Source organism: Croceicoccus estronivorus (assembly GCF_001625325.1).
GTDB lineage: Bacteria > Pseudomonadota > Alphaproteobacteria > Sphingomonadales > Sphingomonadaceae > Caenibius > Caenibius estronivorus.
Genome location: NZ_JRQQ01000006.1, coordinates 128,828 through 148,608, shown reverse-complemented (window position 1 = coordinate 148,608; position 19,781 = coordinate 128,828). Strand labels below are relative to the sequence as shown.

General features: G+C 59.7%; 17 protein-coding genes. 11 read left to right on the top strand and 6 right to left on the bottom strand.

The window, feature by feature from the left end:
- The first annotated feature begins 92 nt into the window (after window positions 1-92).
- From MB02_RS10515 to MB02_RS10480, 8 genes are all read left to right on the top strand, one after another.
- Window positions 93-2,444 (top strand): TonB-dependent receptor, encoded by a 2,352-nt coding sequence (locus MB02_RS10515; RefSeq protein WP_082826112.1) that lies wholly within the window; start codon window positions 93-95, stop codon window positions 2,442-2,444.
- Window positions 2,445-2,542: 98 nt separating this feature from the next.
- Window positions 2,543-3,631 (top strand): helix-turn-helix transcriptional regulator, encoded by a 1,089-nt coding sequence (locus MB02_RS10510; RefSeq protein WP_067536800.1) that lies wholly within the window; start codon window positions 2,543-2,545, stop codon window positions 3,629-3,631.
- A gap of 107 nt (window positions 3,632-3,738) precedes the next feature.
- The gene (locus MB02_RS10505) at window positions 3,739-4,296 is read left to right on the top strand and encodes a hypothetical protein (RefSeq protein ID WP_067536797.1); all 558 of its coding nucleotides are present in this window, start codon (window positions 3,739-3,741) and stop codon (window positions 4,294-4,296) included.
- Window positions 4,297-4,317: 21 nt separating this feature from the next.
- The gene (locus MB02_RS10500; protein WP_067536794.1) at window positions 4,318-5,919 is read left to right on the top strand and encodes a GMC family oxidoreductase; all 1,602 of its coding nucleotides are present in this window, start codon (window positions 4,318-4,320) and stop codon (window positions 5,917-5,919) included.
- 199 nt (window positions 5,920-6,118) lie between these two features.
- Window positions 6,119-6,289 (top strand): hypothetical protein, encoded by a 171-nt coding sequence (locus tag MB02_RS17815; RefSeq protein ID WP_170304700.1) that lies wholly within the window; start codon window positions 6,119-6,121, stop codon window positions 6,287-6,289.
- A gap of 1,197 nt (window positions 6,290-7,486) precedes the next feature.
- Window positions 7,487-8,200, top strand: a complete 714-nt coding sequence (locus MB02_RS10490; RefSeq protein ID WP_067536787.1) for a response regulator transcription factor — start codon at window positions 7,487-7,489, stop codon at window positions 8,198-8,200.
- Entirely contained in the window at window positions 8,197-9,498 is a 1,302-nt protein-coding gene (locus MB02_RS10485; RefSeq protein WP_067536783.1) for a FecR domain-containing protein, read from the top strand. Before MB02_RS10490 ends, MB02_RS10485 begins: the two co-directional genes overlap by 4 nt.
- A gap of 36 nt (window positions 9,499-9,534) precedes the next feature.
- Complete coding sequence (locus tag MB02_RS10480; protein ID WP_170304699.1) at window positions 9,535-11,727, top strand: CHASE2 domain-containing protein; 2,193 nt, start codon at window positions 9,535-9,537, stop codon at window positions 11,725-11,727.
- A gap of 17 nt (window positions 11,728-11,744) precedes the next feature.
- Here the strand turns inward: MB02_RS10480 and MB02_RS10475 are convergent, their stop codons facing one another.
- The 3 genes from MB02_RS10475 to MB02_RS10465 form a co-directional block, all read right to left on the bottom strand.
- Window positions 11,745-12,278 carry a DUF4136 domain-containing protein gene (locus MB02_RS10475; RefSeq protein ID WP_067536777.1) on the bottom strand — a complete coding sequence of 178 codons (534 nt, stop codon included), beginning with the start codon at window positions 12,276-12,278 and terminating at the stop codon, window positions 11,745-11,747.
- Window positions 12,279-12,409: 131 nt separating this feature from the next.
- A complete protein-coding gene (locus MB02_RS10470; RefSeq protein ID WP_206598590.1) occupies window positions 12,410-12,727 on the bottom strand; it encodes a 2Fe-2S iron-sulfur cluster-binding protein in 318 nt (105 codons plus the stop codon).
- The gene (locus MB02_RS10465; protein WP_067536771.1) at window positions 12,727-13,923 is read right to left on the bottom strand and encodes a cytochrome P450; all 1,197 of its coding nucleotides are present in this window, start codon (window positions 13,921-13,923) and stop codon (window positions 12,727-12,729) included. The genes MB02_RS10470 and MB02_RS10465 overlap by 1 nt, the downstream gene beginning before the upstream one ends.
- Before the next feature lie 177 nt (window positions 13,924-14,100).
- Here MB02_RS10465 and MB02_RS10460 point away from each other — a divergent pair, with 177 nt between their 5' ends.
- The 3 genes from MB02_RS10460 to MB02_RS10450 are packed head-to-tail and all read left to right on the top strand — an operon-like array spanning window position 14,101 to window position 17,415.
- Window positions 14,101-15,285, top strand: coding sequence for a cytochrome P450 (locus MB02_RS10460; protein ID WP_067536768.1), 1,185 nt, complete (start codon window positions 14,101-14,103; stop codon window positions 15,283-15,285).
- A gap of 1 nt (window position 15,286) precedes the next feature.
- A complete protein-coding gene (locus MB02_RS10455; RefSeq protein WP_170304698.1) occupies window positions 15,287-16,456 on the top strand; it encodes an epoxide hydrolase family protein in 1,170 nt (389 codons plus the stop codon).
- Between the two features lie 41 nt (window positions 16,457-16,497).
- Entirely contained in the window at window positions 16,498-17,415 is a 918-nt protein-coding gene (locus tag MB02_RS10450; RefSeq protein WP_067536762.1) for an NAD-dependent epimerase/dehydratase family protein, read from the top strand.
- Window positions 17,416-17,452: 37 nt separating this feature from the next.
- Here the strand turns inward: MB02_RS10450 and MB02_RS10445 are convergent, their stop codons facing one another.
- The 3 genes from MB02_RS10445 to MB02_RS10435 all read right to left on the bottom strand — a co-directional run bounded on the left by MB02_RS10445 (window position 17,453) and on the right by MB02_RS10435 (window position 19,779).
- Entirely contained in the window at window positions 17,453-18,544 is a 1,092-nt protein-coding gene (locus tag MB02_RS10445) for a helix-turn-helix transcriptional regulator (RefSeq protein WP_067536759.1), read from the bottom strand.
- 153 nt (window positions 18,545-18,697) lie between these two features.
- Window positions 18,698-19,267, bottom strand: a complete 570-nt coding sequence (locus tag MB02_RS10440; protein WP_067536756.1) for a glutathione peroxidase — start codon at window positions 19,265-19,267, stop codon at window positions 18,698-18,700.
- A gap of 20 nt (window positions 19,268-19,287) precedes the next feature.
- Window positions 19,288-19,779: a YybH family protein gene (locus MB02_RS10435; protein WP_067536752.1), complete on the bottom strand. Its 492-nt coding sequence runs from the start codon at window positions 19,777-19,779 to the stop codon at window positions 19,288-19,290.
- Window positions 19,780-19,781: the final 2 nt, after the last annotated feature.

The window sequence follows — 19,781 nt, the reverse complement described above, 5'->3', positions numbered from 1 at the left end:
TCTTTGGATGTACCGATAAGTTCAGCCTTCAAATTTGAGGCATCTGTATCGTCGGCGTCAGTTCGGCCGGATGGCTTCGCTGGAGAGGGCACATGGCGAAACGAAAGCATCTTGTTTACGTGGCAGGCGCTGCACTGAGTATGGTTTGGGGGGCTCCGTCGCTGGCTGCCGCCCAGGAGGAGAACGGCAAGAGTGCGACGGAGCCAGGCCTCTCCGAAATCGTTGTCACGGCCCAGAAACGCGAAGAACGTTTGCAGGATGTGCCGATTGCAATTTCCGCTATCGGATCGGATTATCTCAAGGCGCGCGATATCAGTTCTATCGATGCGCTGGGTACTATCGCGCCCAATGTGAAGATTGAGCGGGCGCCTACCAACAAGACCGTATCCCAGATAGCCATGCGCGGTTCCGTTACGGTCAACCCTTCGGTTCTGTTCGAACCGGCGGTGGGCCTCTATGTCGATGGCGTCTATATTGCCAAGGCGCAGGGTTCGATCTTCGATATTGCCGATCTCGAACGTGTGGAAGTTCTGCGTGGTCCGCAGGGCACATTGTACGGGCGCAATACGCTGGCGGGCGCGATCAATCTCGTGACGAAGAAGCCATCCGGCGAACTGGGCGGCTCTGTCGAAGCGACCTACGGCAATTACGATTTCCGGCGGATCAAGGGCACTATAGACCTGCCGGCGTTCGGCATCGTGTCCGTCAAGATTTCAGGGCAGGTGCAGAAGCGCGACGGCTTCATCGACATAGTCGACAATCCGTATCCTCAGGCATTTCTGGCGCGCCCGTCATCAGTCGACGATACGAGTGACCTGAATTCCCACAGCTTGCTGGCGCAGGTTCGCATCCGTCCCAGCGACACGCTGACGATCGACTATGCCTTCGATTATAGCCGTTACAAACAACGGCCCGACTTCGCCCAGCTCTATGGTTTCAATCGCAACGGGTTGCCGCAGGATATCTTTGATCCCAATTCACCGAGCTATCCCACGGCCGGTGCGTTCTTCCCGCTCGATCTCTATGCCCGGACCATGCGCCAGAGCACGGCCAGCCTCGATGCCGATCTGTTGTATGAGAAACTGCGCACGCGCGGCCATTCCCTGACGGCAGAACTCGATCTGGGCGGAGCTACGCTGAAGTCGATCACGGCATTTCGCAAGATGCGTTTCGAGGATGCGCTGGATCTCGACGGCTCGCCGCTCCCGGTCGGGGCGACACAGCGCGATACCCACTACCGCTCTTTCAGTCAGGAACTCCAGCTGACGGGAGCCCTGTTCGGCGATCGCCTGAAATATGTCGTGGGCGGCTTCTACTTCCGCGACAAGGGCGAAACGCTGGGGCCGCAGTCGTTCTTCGCCGGCGCGACCAGTTTTCAGGCGGACTATGGGCAGCATACCCGGGCGGAGGCGCTCTACGCCCAGCTCGATTTCGCAGTGAGCGAAGGCCTGCTGTTTAGCGGCGGCCTCCGTTACAACCACGAACGCAAGGATGTCAGTCGCCTGCTCGTTTCCGGCCCGGCCACCCCAGGGGCGCTTACATTGATGGATATCGGCTATGGCGATGTGCCGGACGCCGTTTACAACAGCCTGAGCCCGTCCTTTGCCATCCGTTACGATCTGACCCGCTCAGTCAACGTCTACGCACGTTATGCCAGAGGTTTCAAATCCGGTGGCTTCAATGGGGAGACCACCGAACTGGTCGCTCCGACGGCTGCCTGCCCGTCGGGAGCTATCGAACTGTGCCAGCCCTATCGTCCGGAAAAGGTCGACAGCTACGAAGTCGGTTTCAAGAGCACACTGCTGGACAGACGTCTGCAACTCAATGTCGCTGCATTCTGGGACGAGCACAAGGATATCCAGCTATCCGTGTTTCGCGGCAGCGGCGCGCTCTCGCTCTCCGTACTGAACGCCGCATCGTCAAGAATACGTGGCGTGGAAGTGGAATTCGTCGCGCAACCGATCTCTACTCTCACGATCAGCGGATCGGCCGCGTGGCTCGACGCCAAATACAAGCGCTTCCTCGACGCAGGAGTGGATGTCTCCGGCAATCGGGCGTTCCCGCATGCTCCCCGCTATTCGGCGTCTGCGTCGGTTGACTGGTGTGTGGCCGCAGGTGATTGGGGCAAGTTCAATGTGATCGGCGATGTCAGCTATGTGGATCGGTACTATACCTATCCCTACGCCTTGTCGGCGGCGCCTTCCACGGCGCAGATCGCTGGCAATACCCGCGCGCCTTCTCGGACGGTTGTGAACCTGCGCGGTGTCGTATCCGAGCTTCCTCTGGGCGGGGTGAAGGGCGAACTCTCGCTGTGGGTCCGCAATCTCTTCAAACAGGATGATCCGTCCAACTTCATCGACTTTGGGCCCAGCTTCGGGGGAATGACTCTGGCCTTCTTCCCCGATCCGCGCACGTTCGGCGCGACGATGGGTATTCGCTTCTGAGCGGGATCGGGTGGGACGAATGCATAATATTGCTTCGCCACCCGATACCGACTTATGATCGGTGAGGAAGAACGGAGCATTCCGTCCGGGAGAAGGGGATGTCGCGACACAAGCACGTCGTCAATGTTTGCAGCGGGAACGGCCCGACAAGCATGATCGTGGCCATGCTGGATTGCGTGTCAGAGATCTCCGGTGAACCGGACAAGCTCCTCCGCGATGCGGGTGTCGGCTACAGCTTCACTGCGCTCAAGGAAGGGCGGGTGCAGGATATCGGGTTGGATTCCTTCATTGCGGCCAATCGCGCATGCAATGCGCGGTTGCGGGAATTCCTCCTCCACTCGCAGGGGCCGCAGATGACGGAGGAGCAGTTTGTGCTGCTGTGCCGTTGCCTTATCGGTTGTGCGGACTTGCGCGAAGTCATCGTTACGACTTCCAGTTTCTTCGACATGTTCGGTGGGGCGCTGGGGACATTCCGCCCGATGTTCGGACCGGAGGGAGTAACGCTGTTCATCGAGCCGAGGCGTGATGGGCCAACCGATGCGTCGTTCATGATCGATGCGTTTGGCACTGCGGTTCTGCAGCTTCTGTTCGGGTGGCTGATCGGGCGATCGCTGGTGCTTGAGCGGGTGGAATTCGCCTATCCCGCAAATGTGCGAACGGGTTTCGGTGTGGGGTTGTTCAGTTGCCCTGTCCTCTTCGATCGCCCCTACAATATCATGGCCTTCGATGCTGCCTATCTGGAGGCTCCGGTGGTGCGTTCGGCACTGGACATGCGCGGCCTGCTTGAAACATTTCCTTATGATCTCATGCTGGGTCGCAATCGCGAGAAAGCCCTGGCGGAGCAGATCTATGCGATCATGGTCAATGTTCACGCGTGTGAACGCCAGCTGCCCTCGGCGGAGGAAGTGGCGCGGATTTTCGGCGTGTCGGGCTGGACCCTCCGCCGCCGGCTGGCAGAGGAAGGAACCGGTTTTTCGGAGATTCGCAGACGCTGCCAGTTCAACCTCGCCACCGATCTGTTGCGGCGCCCTGAACTGACCATCGATCGCATTGCCGAGATTTCGAATTTCAGTGATGCCAATGCGTTTCGCCGTGCCTTTCAGCAATGGGCGGGGCGATCCCCCAGCGCGTTTCGGCGCGAGCTGGCGGCAGGCAATGTGGAGGCGCTTTCGCTGCTCCGGATTTGACGTGATCTTTCTCCATTCCCGCCCTCCATCGAAAACGGGGCGCGCAATAGAGTTGCTCAATCGCAGTCGGGCGGATCGGATACCGACTGCCGGGAAAGGAGCATCTCGTGAGCGAAGACAACATTCTGGGCAAGATTGCCTATGCCGGAGCGACTGCCGCGGCGAAAGCCTGGGAGGAGAACCTGCGGTCCAGCCCGATCTTCCCGCGTGAGGAAGTCGAGGCGGCGTTCGAAGATTACGTCCACCGGGCCAACATCGACGATTGGGAATATTATTCCGATCTGTTTACCGACCCCTGCATTTACATAGACCACCATTTCGGAACGGTTCGCAGCCCGAAAGAACTTTCCGAATGGATGGTCCCCCTGATGCAGACGCAGCCGGAAATGCGCTTCATTCCAGGCTGGCATGTGATCCACGGGAACATGGTCATCAACTATAACTGGAATCGCTGGCCCAACCCCGAAGGCAGTGCGGTTCCCTATGACGAATGGCGCAATCCCGGCCCGATCGCGGACTATCGCTTCCAGTTTCCCTGCATCACGATGTGCATTTACGCGGGGAACGGCAAATTCTGCTTTGAAGAGGATATCTACAGCCCCGCCGCCTATCTGGAAATTCGCAAGCAGTGGCGACAGGCCATGGGCATGGACGATGCTGATTGACCTGCGGCACGGGGTGGGCAGATGGACGATCAACGGGACGATTACGACTACGTGATCGTCGGTGGCGGGTCGGCGGGCTGTGTGCTGGCCGCAAGGCTGAGCGAGCGGCAGGATACCCGCGTGCTCCTGCTGGAGGCTGGCGGACCGGATCGCAGCCCGTTGATTCATATCCCGGCGGCGGCCTATCTCCTGTTCGGTGGGGCGCGGGCGAATTGGACCTATCAGACCGAAGCCCAGGACGGTTTGGATGGACGGGTGCTCACCGAGGTCCGCGGACGCACGTTGGGCGGGACCAGTGCCATCAACGGCATGCTCTATTGTCGGGGAGAGGCGGCGGATTATGACGGGTGGGCTGCGGGCGGTGCGCCGGGATGGTCCTATGCCGAAGTCCTGCCGTACTTCCTATTATCGGAAGCGCACCTTTCCGATGAAGGCCCGTTCCATGGCCGGAACGGGCCCTTGCAAGTAAGCCGGGCAGAGGTGCGCAATCCACTGGCCAGGCGTTGGCTGGACGCTGCACAGCAGGCCGGCTTTCCCTTCAATCCCGATATCAGCGGGGCGCAACGGCTGGGAGTGGGGCCGACAGACTGGACTTGCGCCCACGGCAGGCGAATGAGTGCGGCTGTTGCTTTCCTTGCCGCAGCGCGCCGCCGACCGAACCTGACTATCAGGACAGGCGCCATGGCGACGGACATAACCATGCACCGTGGCCAGGCGCGCGGGGTGCGTTATCGCTGGCGCGGGCAAATGCATCATGCGTTGTGCGATGGCGAGGTCCTGCTTTCAGCAGGCGCCATACAGTCGCCTCAGCTCCTCATGCTGTCGGGAATTGGGCCGGCGGATCATTTGCGCTCTCTGGGCATCGACCCTCTGGTCGATTTGCCGGGCGTGGGGCAGAATTATCACGACCATGTCGGGGTGTCGGTCTTGACGACTGTCCGGGGACGGGACTCAGCCTATCGCCATTTCTCTCCGTTCAACGCTTTCCGTACCGGATTGCAATATGTGTTCGGGCGGCGGGGCATGCTCGCGCAACCTCCGGTGGAGGCTGTGGGCGTATTCGAATCCGGAGAAGCGCCCGGGATTGGGCCCGATCTCAAATTCTCGTTCATTCCAATCATGGTTCGGCCCGCGGAAGGGGTCGTGCGGGGGCATGGTTTCATGACTCGGATTTGCATGACCAGGCCGGTCAGTCGCGGATCCATCCGCCTGCGTTCTTCCCGGCCTGACGACCACCCTTCGATCGACGCGCGTTACCTGGCAGAGGAGGTTGACGTTTTACGCACACGAGCGGGTATTCGGATCGCCAGGGAGATCATTGCCCAAAGGGCGTTTGATGACGTGCGCGGCGAAGAACTGGCCCCGGGAGGCGAAGCAACCAGCAATTCCGCACTCGACCGCTTCCTCCGGTGGACAGCGGAGCCCGATTTCCATGGGGTTGGAAGTTGCAGGATGGGCCAGGACCGCCTCGCGGTGGTCGACGAACGCTTGGCCGTGCATGGCGTGGAAGGGCTAAGAGTGATCGACGCCTCGATCATGCCGACCGTGCCAAGCGGGAATACGAATGTTCCTGTCATGATGGTGGCCGAAAGGGCAGCGCAATGGATTGCGGAAGCGCGGTAACCGCGAACGGGTATGCTGGTCGCTGGCCGCAGTGCGACGGGCTCGCCATGCTGCATGCGTCATAGGCAATCTCTGGCATGGCGAGATGTATGCGTGGCTTCCGTTTCCTGCGCGGAAAATATGACGACGGCGTCCTTGATCGTCAGTTGCCGCTGTTGACGTAATCGATGACCTTTTGGACCGGCGGCTGGGTATCTTGATGTTCTGCTGGCTGTCCGGGGTATCCGAACGCGTGCCCCAGACTCCCGCGTCGGCGGCAATGTCCATCACCGTGCACGCCCTGCCACAGCACATTCTCGTTCAGGTCCGACCGGATAAATACCAGATTCAACTGGACCTCAATTCTCCCGATCTTGCCGGGCTCAATTGAGCAGAAGCTACCGAAAGCCGGCTCAGAAATAGAATTTTCCTGTCAGCGGCATGCCTTGATGGGACAATCAGGCATTCGTAACAGGGGTTGCACAGTGTCGCCTGTGATAGGCGATGGGTGGCCTGCCGGTTTGGTGCACGGAATACGGCTTGACAGCGTTGAGATAATTATTGCCGATAGACTAATAAGTAAATTAAAAATACGACACTCAATAAATATTAATAAAAAATATACAAAGTTGATATTGAAATTGCACCAAATATTTTGCAATCTTAACTAAACATAATCACTTGTAAAGAAGTGTAAATTCAATATTATTATGTTATTATATAAAAGCAAATGACGTATAGGCTTGCGCTGAAACGGTGAGCTGCCGGCTGTTGTTCGCAATGAGCATGGTTGCGGCTGGGTGTTCGCGTTTCAACCGAGCGGGGCGTGGTTCCCCGGCACTGTTCCGCCTTCGCTTGCGGCTCTTCTGTTGTTGTGGGCCGGAGGACGAAATGATGTACGTTGTTGCTCAATTGCCTTGTAATTCCTTTCGCCAAGCGCGCGTCCTAGCCTGCGATCGTTCGAGATTTCGACGGAAATGCGCAACGCTGGCCGTGCCTTTTGATGTGGCTTCGGCCAGCGCGGGTAGAGCGTGTGCAGCAATGGCGGATCCTCGGCTGGAGGGAATCGGGGCAGGTTGCCGCGGCACGAAGCGGCCCTGTCAAACGGGGCCTGGCCTCCCCGCTGACTGGATCGCCAGCCGGAGTGCCAATCACGTTCATGGCAAGGGCGGCGTTCGTGAAGCGCAAAGCCGCCATGGCAAAATCACATATGGATCAGGATCGGAAATATAAGGTTGGCTTACAGCCTGTGCGAGGAAGGGAGCAGAGTTTGTGGCCCCGAACTTTCTTCTGCTCCCAGATGGGAAGGCAGCTCTCGTCCGTAAACGGCGAGGGTTGCCTTCTTAAAACAGTGGCTCTCCAAAAAGTGCACAGCACTGAAATTTTCTTTCACCCATTATGGCGAGGGGGGAATTTTCGTTGAGGCACAAGATTGGAGAACGTAATCTGCATACTCAGCCATGCCGCCCTATCGCTGATTTCAGGAGGAAATGGCGGGCGCGAGACCGGGAAAGAGATGGCCAGGCAGGTTGAGGAGATGAAAGCAGATTCACTCGCGCAACAATGGAAACAGAAAGGGAAATGACCTTTGCGTCTGGGATTGCTTGAGGATGATCTGGCCACGCGGCAGGAAATTGAAGCTGTGACGAGCGAGGCCGGGCATACTTGTCATGGATATGCGACGGCGAAGGCCTTCAAAGTGGCATTGCGGCAAGAATCCTTCGATTTGCTACTGCTTGATTGGAATGTCCCCGATGCTTCGGGGCTTGATATTCTGCATTGGGCGCAGGAGATGCTCGACCCGTGTCCGCCGGCGATCATGATTACCAGCCGCATGGACTCCGAAGACATCGTGAAGGCTCTGGAGGCCGGGGCAGATGACTATATGGTCAAGCCGTTGGAACGCGACGTGCTGGTCGCACGCATCGGGGCAGTGCTCCGGCGCACGTATCCAGCCCCGACGATCGTCGATGCCCGGGAAGACCTGTGGGGGATGACATTCGATCACGGCAGGAATGTGGTGGACATCAGAGGCCGGGAGGTTGCGCTTACCGCCAAGGAATTCGGCCTCGCATTGACCTTGTTCCGCAATATGGGTCGCCCTCTGAGCCGGGTTCATCTGCTTGAGACGGTTTGGGGAAGAAATCCCGATCTTCCCACGCGTACGCTCGATGTGCATGTTTCGAAAATTCGCGCTCGCCTGGGCTTGAGACCTTACCTCGGCTATCGCCTGCTGCCGGTACACAGTTTCGGCTATCGCCTCGAAATGGTGCCCTTCGCGAATTCGAAGGAAGCGAAATGATCCGTTACGTTGTCGCGATATTTCTTGTTCTGGCGTCTGGTGAAATATTCACTGCCCATGCGGGTGAGGGCGGGGATCTGAGGTATCAGGTCAAACGTGGCGATACGTTGTTCGACCTGGCTGGCAAAGGGCTCACCAACCTGCAGGATTACCGGATCGTTCAGGCGCGCAATCGGATAGAGGACCCACGCAAGCTGCTGGCGGGTTCCGTCTTGCGAGTCCCGCGGCGGCTACTGCGCTTGCAGCCTCTTGCTGCACGGGTCGTGGCTTTCCGTGGTACGGTGACAGTGAATGGCGATGGCGCCAGCCAGGGAATGGAAATTGGTGCGGGCGGAGAGGTCCGTACGCGTAGCGGTGCGTTCCTGACGCTGGAACTTCCCGACAGTTCGCGATTGACCATCCCGTCGGATTCCCGGCTCAAGATAGTCGATCTGCATAAGATTCTGCTCACGAATTCGGTGATCAAGCGGTTTGAGCTTGATGACGGGCGCGTCGAAGCGAATGTGAAATCGCTGCACGATGCGGGCGATCGCTTCGAAGTAAAAACGCCGATTTCGGTGGCAGGCGTTCGTGGAACCAGTTTCAGAGTTGCGTTTTCCGAGGCTTCCGGTTCCGCAGGCACGGGCGTTCTGGAAGGCCGTGTCGCGGTGGAAGGAAAGCAGAGCAGCCGTCTGCTCGACGCCGGAGAAGGGGTTGTCGTGGCCAAGAGCGGGATGAAGCAGCCGGTACGTTTGCTTGCCGCGCCATCCTTGCTCAATCCCGAGATCTTTCAGGACGGAGAAATGGTCGAGTTCCGCCTCGAACCAATCGAAGGCGCAGGGGGCTACCGCACCCAACTTGCTACAGATGCCGGTTTTATCGACATTTTCACCGAAAGCACATCGGATGAACCTGCTTTCAGCCTTCCGGATATTCCCGACGGCAATTTCTTCGTGCGCTTCACTGCGCTGTCTGCCGGTGGGCTTGAGGGGCTGCCCTCAACCTATGCCGTCGAACGCCGCCGCAATGACGTGACGGCGACAGTCGATAACCTTGACGATTGCCCCGGACGGCGTTGTCTGCGTTTCCGTTGGCGGCCGGAAGGGCAGGGTGATCGCCATTTCCGTTTCCAGATCACTTCGGCTCCGGGTGGGGTTCCCGTCATTGACGAAATGAACATGTCCGTCGAGGAGATCGTGATTACCGATCTGCCCGCCGGAGTATATTACTGGCGCGTGCAGAGCATTGGCGGAGAGGGGAAAGATACCTTTGCGCGTTGGACCGAATACCAGAAATTGCATGTGACGCCCGCACGATGAAAACAGGCTCCAGTGTCCGCTAGCAGGCGCCTGCTTTTGCGAGATTGGTGCTTTGCCTCGCTTCTGGCGACTGCGCTTGTCGTGATTTTGGTGATGTCCGGTGGCCTGTGGAGGCTGGACAATGATCTCTATGACGAATTGATCACTTGGCGACCGGAGGCTCCCAGCGACGATATCGTAATTGTTGCCGTCGATGATGAAAGCTTTTCACAGCTGGGAACCTTCCCCTGGCCTCGTCGCGTGCATGCGCAGTTACTGGATGAACTGCACAAGGCGGGGGCGAAAGTCATCCTCTACGACTTCCTGTTCGTCGATGCTGGACAGGACGATGCGGCGCTGGCCAAGGCCATGAGCGCGACGCATCCCATCATCCCACTCTATATCGAAGTGCCTGGCCGAAACGGCAAGGAAGTTTCGGTAATCGAACCCTTGTCCATCTTCAGGCCACAGGGGGTGGAGGTCGGCCAGGCCAACTTGTATACGGACAAGGACGGGATCGTTCGCAGCATCCATCTACTGGAAGGCGCGGACGGCTTGCTCTGGCCCCATGTCGCGGCTCTCGTGGCTTGCCGTGCGCAAGGCGTGGCCTGCATTCAGGCGAGACGTACCCAACGGGACGGGCTGACAAGAGCAGCGCCCTTCCTGATCCCGTTTACGGATGGGAAGGCTCGTTTCAGGAGAGTACCGTTTTCAGCCGTTCTGGAAGGCAGCGTCCCGGCTTCTTTCTTTCGCGACCGGATTGTTCTGGTTGGCATGACATCCCCGAGTTCGGGCGATACCTTTGCCACGCCGCTTGCATCGGTACATCAACTGACGCCGGGGGTGGAAATCAACGCCAATGCCATCCAGGCCTTGCTCTCGGGAAACAGGATCGTCCCCGCCCCGAATTGGCTGCAATATGCATTTGCGCTCATACCTGTCTGGCTCCTGCTCGGCAGTTTCCTGATCGCCCGCCCCTTCCTGATACTCTGTTCAGCAGTTGTTCTGTGCTGTGTGATTGGTGGGACGAGTGTCTTGCTGTGGGGAAGTGGCATCTGGCTTTCACCGGTCGCCGCGCTGGCGGGGATCGGTATTACCTACCCCTTGTGGGTCGGCCGCCGCTTCCAGGTGGCGACATCGTTCATGCGGGAGGAACTCGAGCGTTTTCGCCGGGATGCGGCGACGCGCGAGCACGCAGGGTTCGTCGGTCTGGATTTCGCGGACAGCGATATGGATCAATTGCGCTGGGCGATTGCGCAGTCGCGCAATTTTAGCGGCTTTCTCAACGATACGCTGAATGGATTGCCCGATTCATCTCTGGTCATTGAACCGGACGGTTTTATCCGGATGCTGAATACCCAGGCGCGGGCACTGCTGGGTGACGTGGAGCGCAGGCATTTCTCTGTCATTCTGCTGCTGTTGACGGGTGGGCAGGCGGTCGCCGACGAAACCGCAATACCGGGGGAGCAGGCCTTACCCGCCGACATCACCGGAACTGACGGCAGGGTGTTCGATGTCCGCTGGTCCCGGATCCACGATGGAGCAGGGCAACTCGTGGCATGGGTATTGCGGTTGGCGGACGTGACGGAGATCCGGCTCACCACGCGCCAGCGTGAAGAAGCTCTGCAGTTGCTCACCCATGACATGCGTGCACCGCAGATATCCATTCTGACGACGCTGGAACAGTCTGCCGGGGAGGTGGGCGAAGAGGCCGCGCGCAGGATAAGGGGCTACGCCCACAGGACCCTCTCGCTGGCCGATGGGTTTGTCCAGCTTGCCCGTGCCGAAGCGAGCGCGTTGAATCTGGAGGAGGTCAACTTCCCGGATATCGTGCTGGATGCGGTCGATAACTTGTGGCCACAGGCGACCGCAAAGCACATCGATGTAGATGTGCGCGGCTGCGAGCAGGAACAGGTCGTGCGCTGCGACCGGCAACTGATTACGCGCGCGGTTATCAACCTGATCGATAATGCGATAAAGTACAGTCCGCCGGAATCCACCATCGCGTGCGAGCTCGTCGCCAGTCCGTCGAAGGTTGTGCTCTCCATCTGCGACACGGGACCGGGTATTGCGGAAGATCAGATTGCCAATCTGTTCGATCCCTTTCGGCGGGTGGAGGAGAATGCGGTGCAAGGGGCGGGGCTGGGCCTTGCCTTTGTTCGTTCCGTGCTCAGGCGGCACTACGGCACGATTACCTGCAAGAGCACGGTGGGTGAGGGGACCTGTTTCGAAATCGTTCTGCCGAGATAGGGAAAGCGGCCGAAGGTTCAGGGGGTGGTTTGCACTGCGAAACTGGCCGCCTGAGGTTCCTCATCCAAAGCTGCCCTGGCCAACGGACTGGCCACTTCCGCGAAAGACGCTTTGGCAGAGGATAGCTCTGCAGTCGTAACATAAACCGGCGCGCCGGTGTGGGCGTCAAGAAGATGGATCCGCAGGGCCATCACATTTCGTCCCGGGGCGAGCCATGTTTTCCTGGGTTTCTCTGCCCAGGTTACAGGGGCGTCCGGCCCTGGAATGAAAGCACCGGTCCGCTGCGGTCGCCGGGTCGCGGTCACCTGGACCAGGAATTCCGGTGAAGTGTCCCGGCTATACCCCAGTTCGAGCAGGCGCTGCTCAACGAAGGGCATAGCTGCCTGGCTTCCCTCATCTTCCGGTGGAATTGTCGCGAATGTTTTCGCCGCTCCTTCAGCGATGCCCGGAGGGACTGCGAAAGCATGCACGGTCGGATGTGCCGCACATCCCGTCACAAGGCAGGTGCAGGCAACGAGCAATATCCCAAGCGTCCGCATGGCGCCGTTCATGCCGCATATCGGGGGCAAAGCAAGTGCATTGCATGCCGTTGGCCTTGTGCAGAGTGCCAGCCAACGCAGACGGGCGCGCTGAACGGGTCTGGCAGCACGGCAATTGCCGCAAGGCGAGCTTGCCATGCTATTCAGACTTGGGAATCCGGCACGGTGAAAACGATTCCGTCGAGAGCATCCTCCAGTATCACCTGACAGGTCAGTCTGCTTTCCGGTCGCACGTCGATACAGCCGTCGATCATGTCCCGTTCCTGATGCTCCGGGGGGTCGAGCCGAGCGATCCACCTGGGGTCGACATAGGCGTGGCAAGTCGCGCAAGCCATGGCGCCGCCGCATTCGCCTATGATTCCATCGATGGCATTGCGCTTGGCGCATTCCATCGCATTCTCGCCGGCCCTGCCTTCGACATGCTGTGCGGCGCCGTTGATGTCGAAAAACGTCACGCGCATCAGTTCTGATCCTCTCTTTGCCCATAGGGACGGACGTGGAGGGCGCGCGGTCCCCGCAATACCGCACCGACAAATTCGACCGGTTCGCCCTTTTCCAACACCATATGGGGGAAACGCTCGAATACCAGGCGAAGGGCCGTTTCCAGTTCGCGCCGGGCGAGATGCATCCCCAGACAGAAATGCTTGCTCCGGCCGAATGTCAGGATGTCTCGATTGTCCCGGTCCGGATCGAACCTGTGCGGATCAGGATAAACCTTGGGATCCGCATTGGCGGCGGTAATGCCGAACAGCGTCCATTCGCCCTTGCGAATCTGCACGTTGCCGAGTTCAACATCGTTGCTCGCCATGCGGGGCAGGAATGCGGTTGGCGGCTGCCAGCGCAGAGATTCCGTCACGATCAGTTCGCGATCCCGGGGCGATCGCAGCGCCCGTTCGCGCAGGGCAGGGTCGGCCAGAACGCAGGCGAACAGGCTGCCTGCATTTTTGTAGGTCGTGTCGGAACCGGCGGGAAACAGCAGCCCGACGAACCCGAGAATACGCTCGTCGCTCAGGCGCTCCCCTTCGTATTCCGCCTGCACCAGCATCGACATGAAGTCCCCGGTGGGATTGGCCCGGCGGTCGTCGATGATCGTCTGCATATAGGCCTGGAACTGCTCTTTCGCCCGGACTGCGCCGTCCGGGTCCCATGGGAAGTCGATCATCTTGATCGCCCATTCCAGCATCCGCTCCTCATCCTCGACCGGAATGCCCAGCAGGCGTGTTATGACCATGAAGGGATACGGTCTGGTGAAAGTGCTGACCAGATCAACGACCTCTTTGCCTGCGACGCGATCCAGCAATTCGTTGGCGATCGGCTCGATCAGGTCTTCGACCAGACTGCGAATTTTCGACGGCAGAAAGGGGGCGGTCACCAATCCCCTGCTGATGCGATGTTCGTCTCCGCTCATCGTCTGGATGGTCTGGCCCATCGAGGGGGCGGCGATCTGCTGATAGCCGGGGGCAGGGTCGAAATGATCGTAATCCTCGAATGCCTGCTTCACCAGCTCGTGATCGAGGATAAGCCAGGTCCTGTCGCCATGATAGCGGACGGGAACCACCGGGCCGTTCTGCCGCAGCTGGACAATGCGCTCGTGAAGGTCGGGAACGTCGTCGTAGGCGAAATCCACATCAGGCATCAGCAGGTCTGCATCGGGCATCGGCATCCTCTCTTTCCGTCCTTGTTCGATCCGGCGCCTGACACGGCACCGGATCGTCCGGCGAATTATGGGAGTCGAGAATACGGTGGGTTTTACGACAAGTCAGTCTCCATATGGGAATAGGCGTGCGCAGGCAGCGCGTTAGATTTGCCGCGTCAACAGTCCCTGGTGAGGATCATGTCTGCAACCAACCCATTGCTTCCAGAGATCGATTTCGCTCGTGACGACTTGCCTGATCTTCATGACGTGCTGGAGGATCTGCGCCGTGAAGGGCCGGTGGTTTCGGTCAACTACCACGGTGCCCCGGTCTGGCTGATTCTGGGCTATGAGGAATTGCAGCAGGCGTTTCTCGATCAGGACCATTTCGACATGGGCGAAGGCTATCGCCAGATGGTCGAGGAGCCGCTGGGCCGCAATATCATGACAATGTCCGGTGCCGAACATCGCCTCCATCGCAACATTGTCACGGCACCATTTCAGCCCGGCGTGATCCGGTCGCACATCGAACCGCTGATCGAGCCGGTGGCCATGGAAATTTCCGACAGGATTGCCGCTGAACGCGAAGTCGATCTCGTCGCTGCATTCACGCGGCCCTACCCGTTTTCGATCATTACCCGAATGCTGGGCATTCCCGTTCGCGATGAAGAACGGTTCCTCGAATGGGCGGTCAAGCTGTTCGATTTTCCCTGGGATCCGCAAGGGGCCATGCGCGCCAAGGCCCAGTTCGACAGCTATATGGTGCCGATCATCGAAGAACGCCGCGCCGCACCGGGCGAGGATATGCTTTCGGCGCTGACGCAGGCTGAATCGGAAGGCAGACGGCTGGACAATGAACAGGTGCTCACATTCCTGCGGCTGCTGTTTCCCGCTGGCTCGGATACGACATTCAAAGTCGCAGGCAGCATGTTCGCCGCCGTTCTTTCGGACCCCGCGGTGCGGGACGTTGCGCTGTCCGGCAAGGCAGGGCGGGAGGCCGTGGTGGCGGAGGCGCTGCGCTGGCAGCCGCCCACAGCCTTGTTGCCGCGTATGGCGTCTGCCGACGTCGATTTTGCGGGCAAGCCGATCCGTCGCGGCGACTGGATGCTGTTCGGCATAACCGCCGCCAATTCCGATCCGAAGAAATTCCCAGATCCCCGGCGGTTCGATCCGTCGCGGAACAATCGCGATACGATTACCTTTGGCCGGGGGCCGCATTTCTGCCTTGGCCTGCATCTTGCCAAGCGGGAACTGGAAATCGCTTTGCAGGTGGTGCTCGAACGGTTTCCGCAAATGGCGCTGGTGCCGGGGCGCCCGGTCGAATTCGTCAGCGGAGTGTTGCGGGGACCGCGCGACCTCTGGGTGTGGCCCTATGGAGAGAAATGAAGTGAAGCCTGAAGCCTTTCAAATCGCAATTCCGCAGTCCGATCTCGATGATCTGCAACGACGGCTGGAGAACGTGCGTTGGCCGGCCGATCCCGGCAACGAGAACTGGCGATTCGGTGTCGATGGCGACTGGATGAAAGGCATGGTCGAATATTGGCGGGACGGGTTCGATTGGCGTGCGCAGGAAGCCGAGATGAACCGGTACCCGCACTATCGGGTGGAAATTGACGGTAATCCGATTCACTTCCTGCATATTCCGGCAAAGACCGGGAAGGGCATGCCGCTGATTCTGACACATGGCTGGCCGTGGACATTCTGGGACTATCGCGATGTCATCGGCCGGTTGACCGATCCTGCCGCCTATGGTGGCGATCCGGCGGATGCGTTCGAGCTGGTAATTCCCTCGCTGCCAGGGTTCGGGTTTTCCCCGCTGGCGCGAACCGGCATTGCTGTGCCGGAGGTTGCGGACCTGTGGTGCAAGCTCATGCAGGATGTGCTTGGGCATGACCGGTTTGCCGCTGCCGGTGGTGACTGGGGCGCTGCGGTTACGGCATATCTGGGCCATGCCTATCCCGAGGCGCTGACAGGCATCTATTGCACGTTGCCGATGCTGCCCGGTCTGGGGCCGGCCGAGATCAGGCCCGGCGACTACGCCGCAGACGAGGCATGGATGCTCGAACGCAACATCGAGTCCTGGCCGCTTGTCGACAGCCATATCACTGTCCAGAAACGCGACCCGCAAACTCTCGCCTATGCAATGGCCGATTCCCCGGTCGGAACGGCTGCATGGCTATGGGAACGGCGCCGGGCGTGGAGCGATTGTGGCGGGGATGTCCTGTCCGTCTTTGATCGCGACGCACTATGCACGCTGGCATCAGTGTACTGGTTGACCGGCACCATCGGAACATCGTTTCGGATTTACGCGGAACAGTTCGTATCGGCGCTGTCGATTCCGCTCGCGCATGACAAGCAGCCGATTATCGCCGCGCCAACAGCCTTCGGGATATTCCCGAAGGAAATCAATCTGGTGCCGCGCGCGCTGATTGAGCGGCAGGCCGATTTGCGGCAATGGCGCATTCACGACGGCGGCGGCCATTTCGCACCGGTTGAACGACCTGCGGACGTGGTTGGCGATCTCCGCGATTTCCTGAGACCGCTACGCGGGAAATAATCCGTGTTCGACATTGCGCTATTCAACGCGGGAGCCGCGGCATGAAGGTACTGATTATCGGTGGTTCGGGTTTCATCGGCGGCGGTACGGCGCTGCGCCTGAGGCAGGAGGGGGAAGATGTGACGATTGCGTCCCGCCGGCCCCCGGCCCGGCATACGGCGTTGTCCGGGCTTCCCTTCATACGAGGTGATTACGTTGCTGGTGATTTCGGTGTGGAGGAATTGGCCGGTTTCGACGCGGTGATACACGCGGCGGCTAACGATGCGCGCCAGCGCAAACCGGATGAAAGCGAGGCGGAACACCTGCTGCGTGCCAATATCGAAGGCGTTCCGCGCTTCTTCCGCGCCGCGCGCGATGCCGGGGTGAAGCGGGCCGTCTATGTCGGCAGCTTCTATCCCCAGGTCGTCCCAGATGCGATCGAACGCAGCCCCTATGTCCGCTCGCGCCTGCTGGCTGACCAGGGTGCCCGCGCGCTTGCAGCAGACGATTTCTCAATATGCAGTGTGAACCCGCCTTATATCATCGGCGATATCGAGCATCTCGATACCGGATGGCTGGGCGCTCACGCCCGATATGCGACTGGTGGGATGCCCGAGGTGCCGCTTTCCGCGCCGCCGGGCGGCGTGAACTTCATGTCGGTCGAGGCGTTGATTGATGCGATCGCCGGGGCCCTTCGCCATGGTGAGAATGGCAAGGCCTACCTCGTTGGCGACGAGAACCTGACGTTTCAGGAATATCTGAACAGATATCGCAAGGCAGCCGGGCTGCCGCAGGACATTCCTTTACGGGACGAGGAGCATCCCCTGTTGCCGGACTGGTCGCTTTACGCAGGGCGTGGAAATGCGGCTTTCTATATGCCGGATGCTGGGGAAGCGGCTCTGCTGGGTTATCGGCGGGGGGATCTCGACCAGGCGTTCGCGGATGTGGTGAACGCGCGAAAGCCGGTGGCCGGGGCCTGATCGCCGCGCATTGGTTCGCGCGGTAGCCGTCCGCCCGTCAGTGCTGGGTTTTCGTGAGCAGCGGCATATTGTTCAGGATCAGCCGGATGAGTTCCGACTGCCGTGTCGTATCGGTCTTGGCAAATGCGCGTTTGCAGTATGTTCGTGCCGTTTCGACCGTCAGACCCATCTGGTCAGCGCTTTCGACGAGCGACAGGCCATTGGCCAATAGCAGACAGAGGCGCGCCTCCGACTGACTGAGGCTGAAATGGGCGGCAATCCGTTCAATGGCGTCAGCGGGAATATCGTGTTGTTCGCGGCGCAAGTGGATCACTGCGGCTGGTTCCGTCGCCAGTCGCAACGCGGATTGTTCAACCCGGCGCGCCACGACATGGACAGGATGGCCGAGACACTCGAAGGCGGTGATCCGCTTCGCGGCATGAGCATTTCCGTTATCGAGCACGTCGCTCAGGAAACCTGCCCCTTCCGATGGGAGCCTGAGCGGCCCACCATGCGCCACGCCAATCCCGGCGTCGATCAGAATGTCGCGGGCTTCGACATTGCAATCGACGATCCTGCCGCGCGAGTCGACAAGGACGACACCGGCGCCAAGATGGTCGCACGCCTGCCCGAGCGCATTCGCCACGCGGCCAAGACCCTGCATGCGCACAAAATAGCGTGCGGCGGTGGATACGAAAGGCTGGGCTGCTTTCAGATCGCCCCATTCGCGGGGCTGAAATGGTCGGTCCCGCACTCCGTTGAGCCAGGCATCGACACCATCGAAGCGGCCGAGATAGGAAAAGAACGCATGGTGCATTCCGAATGGCTTGCAGAAATCCTGATAGAATTCCGAGCGCGACAGCGTGCTCCGGTCGATCAGGTCATCGAAGCCATAAAGGTTCCCCGGAACCAGTCCCTCGTACGAAACGGGATCCTTGTGGCAGTATTCCTCGCGGTACATCTGCACCAGGCCGCTGGGGGAATCGTCTTCGTTGGTCAGGATCAAATCGTGCTGGGGCATGCGCGATGGTGCGAACCGGATCATGCAACGCATGCCGCCGGCCAGGCGGTTCAGTGCGGGGAACAGGGGGGACCATGGGCGATCCGCCAGGGGCGCATCGAGTATCGCCTCGATCATGTCGGTGTGCATCGGCTCTCTCCCACGGCCTTCGAAGGCCTGTTTATATCGCCGGTTTACTATCGGCGGAATATCGGGGCAAGCACAGGGCACTTGTGATGAAACCGCCGTCGGCATTGCCTTGTCCAAGGCCGGCGGCGGTTTTCAGCGGTTCAGGGTTTGTCGTCAGGCCAGCGCTTCGTCGATGGCGGTATTCAGCGCGGCATCATCAGGCGGCGTGTCGGGTGCGAAGCGGGTGACTACGGTGCCATCCTTGCCGATCAGGAACTTTTCGAAATTCCACAGCACTTCGGGTTTCGGCCAGATCGGAATATCCTTGCTCGCCAACCGTTCGCGCATCGCCTCTCCATTGGGGCTCGCCGCTTCCGGCTGCGCGGCGGTGAGTGCGGCGTAGAGAGGGTGGCGATCTTCGCCCGCGACGCTGATCTTGGAAAACATCGGGAAGGTCACGTCGTAGGTCAACGAACAGAAGCTGGCGATCTCCTCGTCAGTGCCCGGCTCCTGGGCGAGGAAATTGTTCGCCGGGAAGCCGAGAATGACAAAGCCCTCGTCCTTCTTTTCGCGATAGAGCTTTTCGAGCCCTTCGTATTGCGGTGTCAGGCCGCATTTGGAGGCGACATTGACGACAAGTACGACCTTGCCTGCGTAGTCGCTCAGGCTGGCCTCCTTGCCGTCGATGGTGGTGAGCGGAATGGACTGGATATCGGTACCAATGTTGCTTTCCTTGATTTGCATGCGAGCGATGCGTTGATGGCCTAGTAAGTGATGCCCTTGGCGGCGAGGCGTTCATGTAGTGCCGGCTCGACGGCCGCTTCGTGCGCTTCACGCAGCTGGACGATGGAGGCGAGGGGAGCTTCGATGTAGTGGATTGCCCGCCAGCCGTCCGGCTTGCGGCGCAGCACCATGGAAATACGCACCGGCCCGCCGAACGGCTTGGGATACAGGCGGTTCCCGGGAATATATGTGCTCCAGTTCGCGTGGTAGAAAGCGATGGCGACGTCTGGTCCCGCCTGTACGGCAGTAAGATCGCGCCAGGTCAGCAGGCGTTCCGATTTCGAACGGTCCACGTTCCAGTAGCCGAGGATCTGTTCCCAGCCATGATGCGGTTCGCATTCTTCGGCGAGGTAGATCGCCTGCTCTTCATCCTCGTCCCACAAGGCGCGCATGGCAGCTACGTCATAGCGGTTCCATGCCGCGAAATAGGCATCGAGAAATTCCGACAATTCCTGATGGAGTTGGCTTGTCATCG

Bases quoted from the DNA above. Each gene is read 5' to 3' on its own strand.
- MB02_RS10515 (WP_082826112.1), top strand. From the start codon at position 93: ATGGCGAAACGAAAGCATCTTGTTTACGTGGCAGGCGCTGCACTGAGT.
- MB02_RS10510 (WP_067536800.1), top strand. From the start codon at position 2,543: ATGTCGCGACACAAGCACGTCGTCAATGTTTGCAGCGGGAACGGCCCG.
- MB02_RS10500 (WP_067536794.1), top strand. From the start codon at position 4,318: ATGGACGATCAACGGGACGATTACGACTACGTGATCGTCGGTGGCGGG.
- MB02_RS17815 (WP_170304700.1), top strand. From the start codon at position 6,119: ATGTTCTGCTGGCTGTCCGGGGTATCCGAACGCGTGCCCCAGACTCCC.
- MB02_RS10485 (WP_067536783.1), top strand. From the start codon at position 8,197: ATGATCCGTTACGTTGTCGCGATATTTCTTGTTCTGGCGTCTGGTGAA.
- MB02_RS10475 (WP_067536777.1), bottom strand. From the start codon at position 12,278: ATGAACGGCGCCATGCGGACGCTTGGGATATTGCTCGTTGCCTGCACC.
- MB02_RS10470 (WP_206598590.1), bottom strand. From the start codon at position 12,727: ATGCGCGTGACGTTTTTCGACATCAACGGCGCCGCACAGCATGTCGAA.
- MB02_RS10465 (WP_067536771.1), bottom strand. From the start codon at position 13,923: ATGCCCGATGCAGACCTGCTGATGCCTGATGTGGATTTCGCCTACGAC.
- MB02_RS10460 (WP_067536768.1), top strand. From the start codon at position 14,101: ATGTCTGCAACCAACCCATTGCTTCCAGAGATCGATTTCGCTCGTGAC.
- MB02_RS10450 (WP_067536762.1), top strand. From the start codon at position 16,498: ATGAAGGTACTGATTATCGGTGGTTCGGGTTTCATCGGCGGCGGTACG.
- MB02_RS10445 (WP_067536759.1), bottom strand. From the start codon at position 18,544: ATGCACACCGACATGATCGAGGCGATACTCGATGCGCCCCTGGCGGAT.
- MB02_RS10440 (WP_067536756.1), bottom strand. From the start codon at position 19,267: ATGCAAATCAAGGAAAGCAACATTGGTACCGATATCCAGTCCATTCCG.
- MB02_RS10435 (WP_067536752.1), bottom strand. From the start codon at position 19,779: ATGACAAGCCAACTCCATCAGGAATTGTCGGAATTTCTCGATGCCTAT.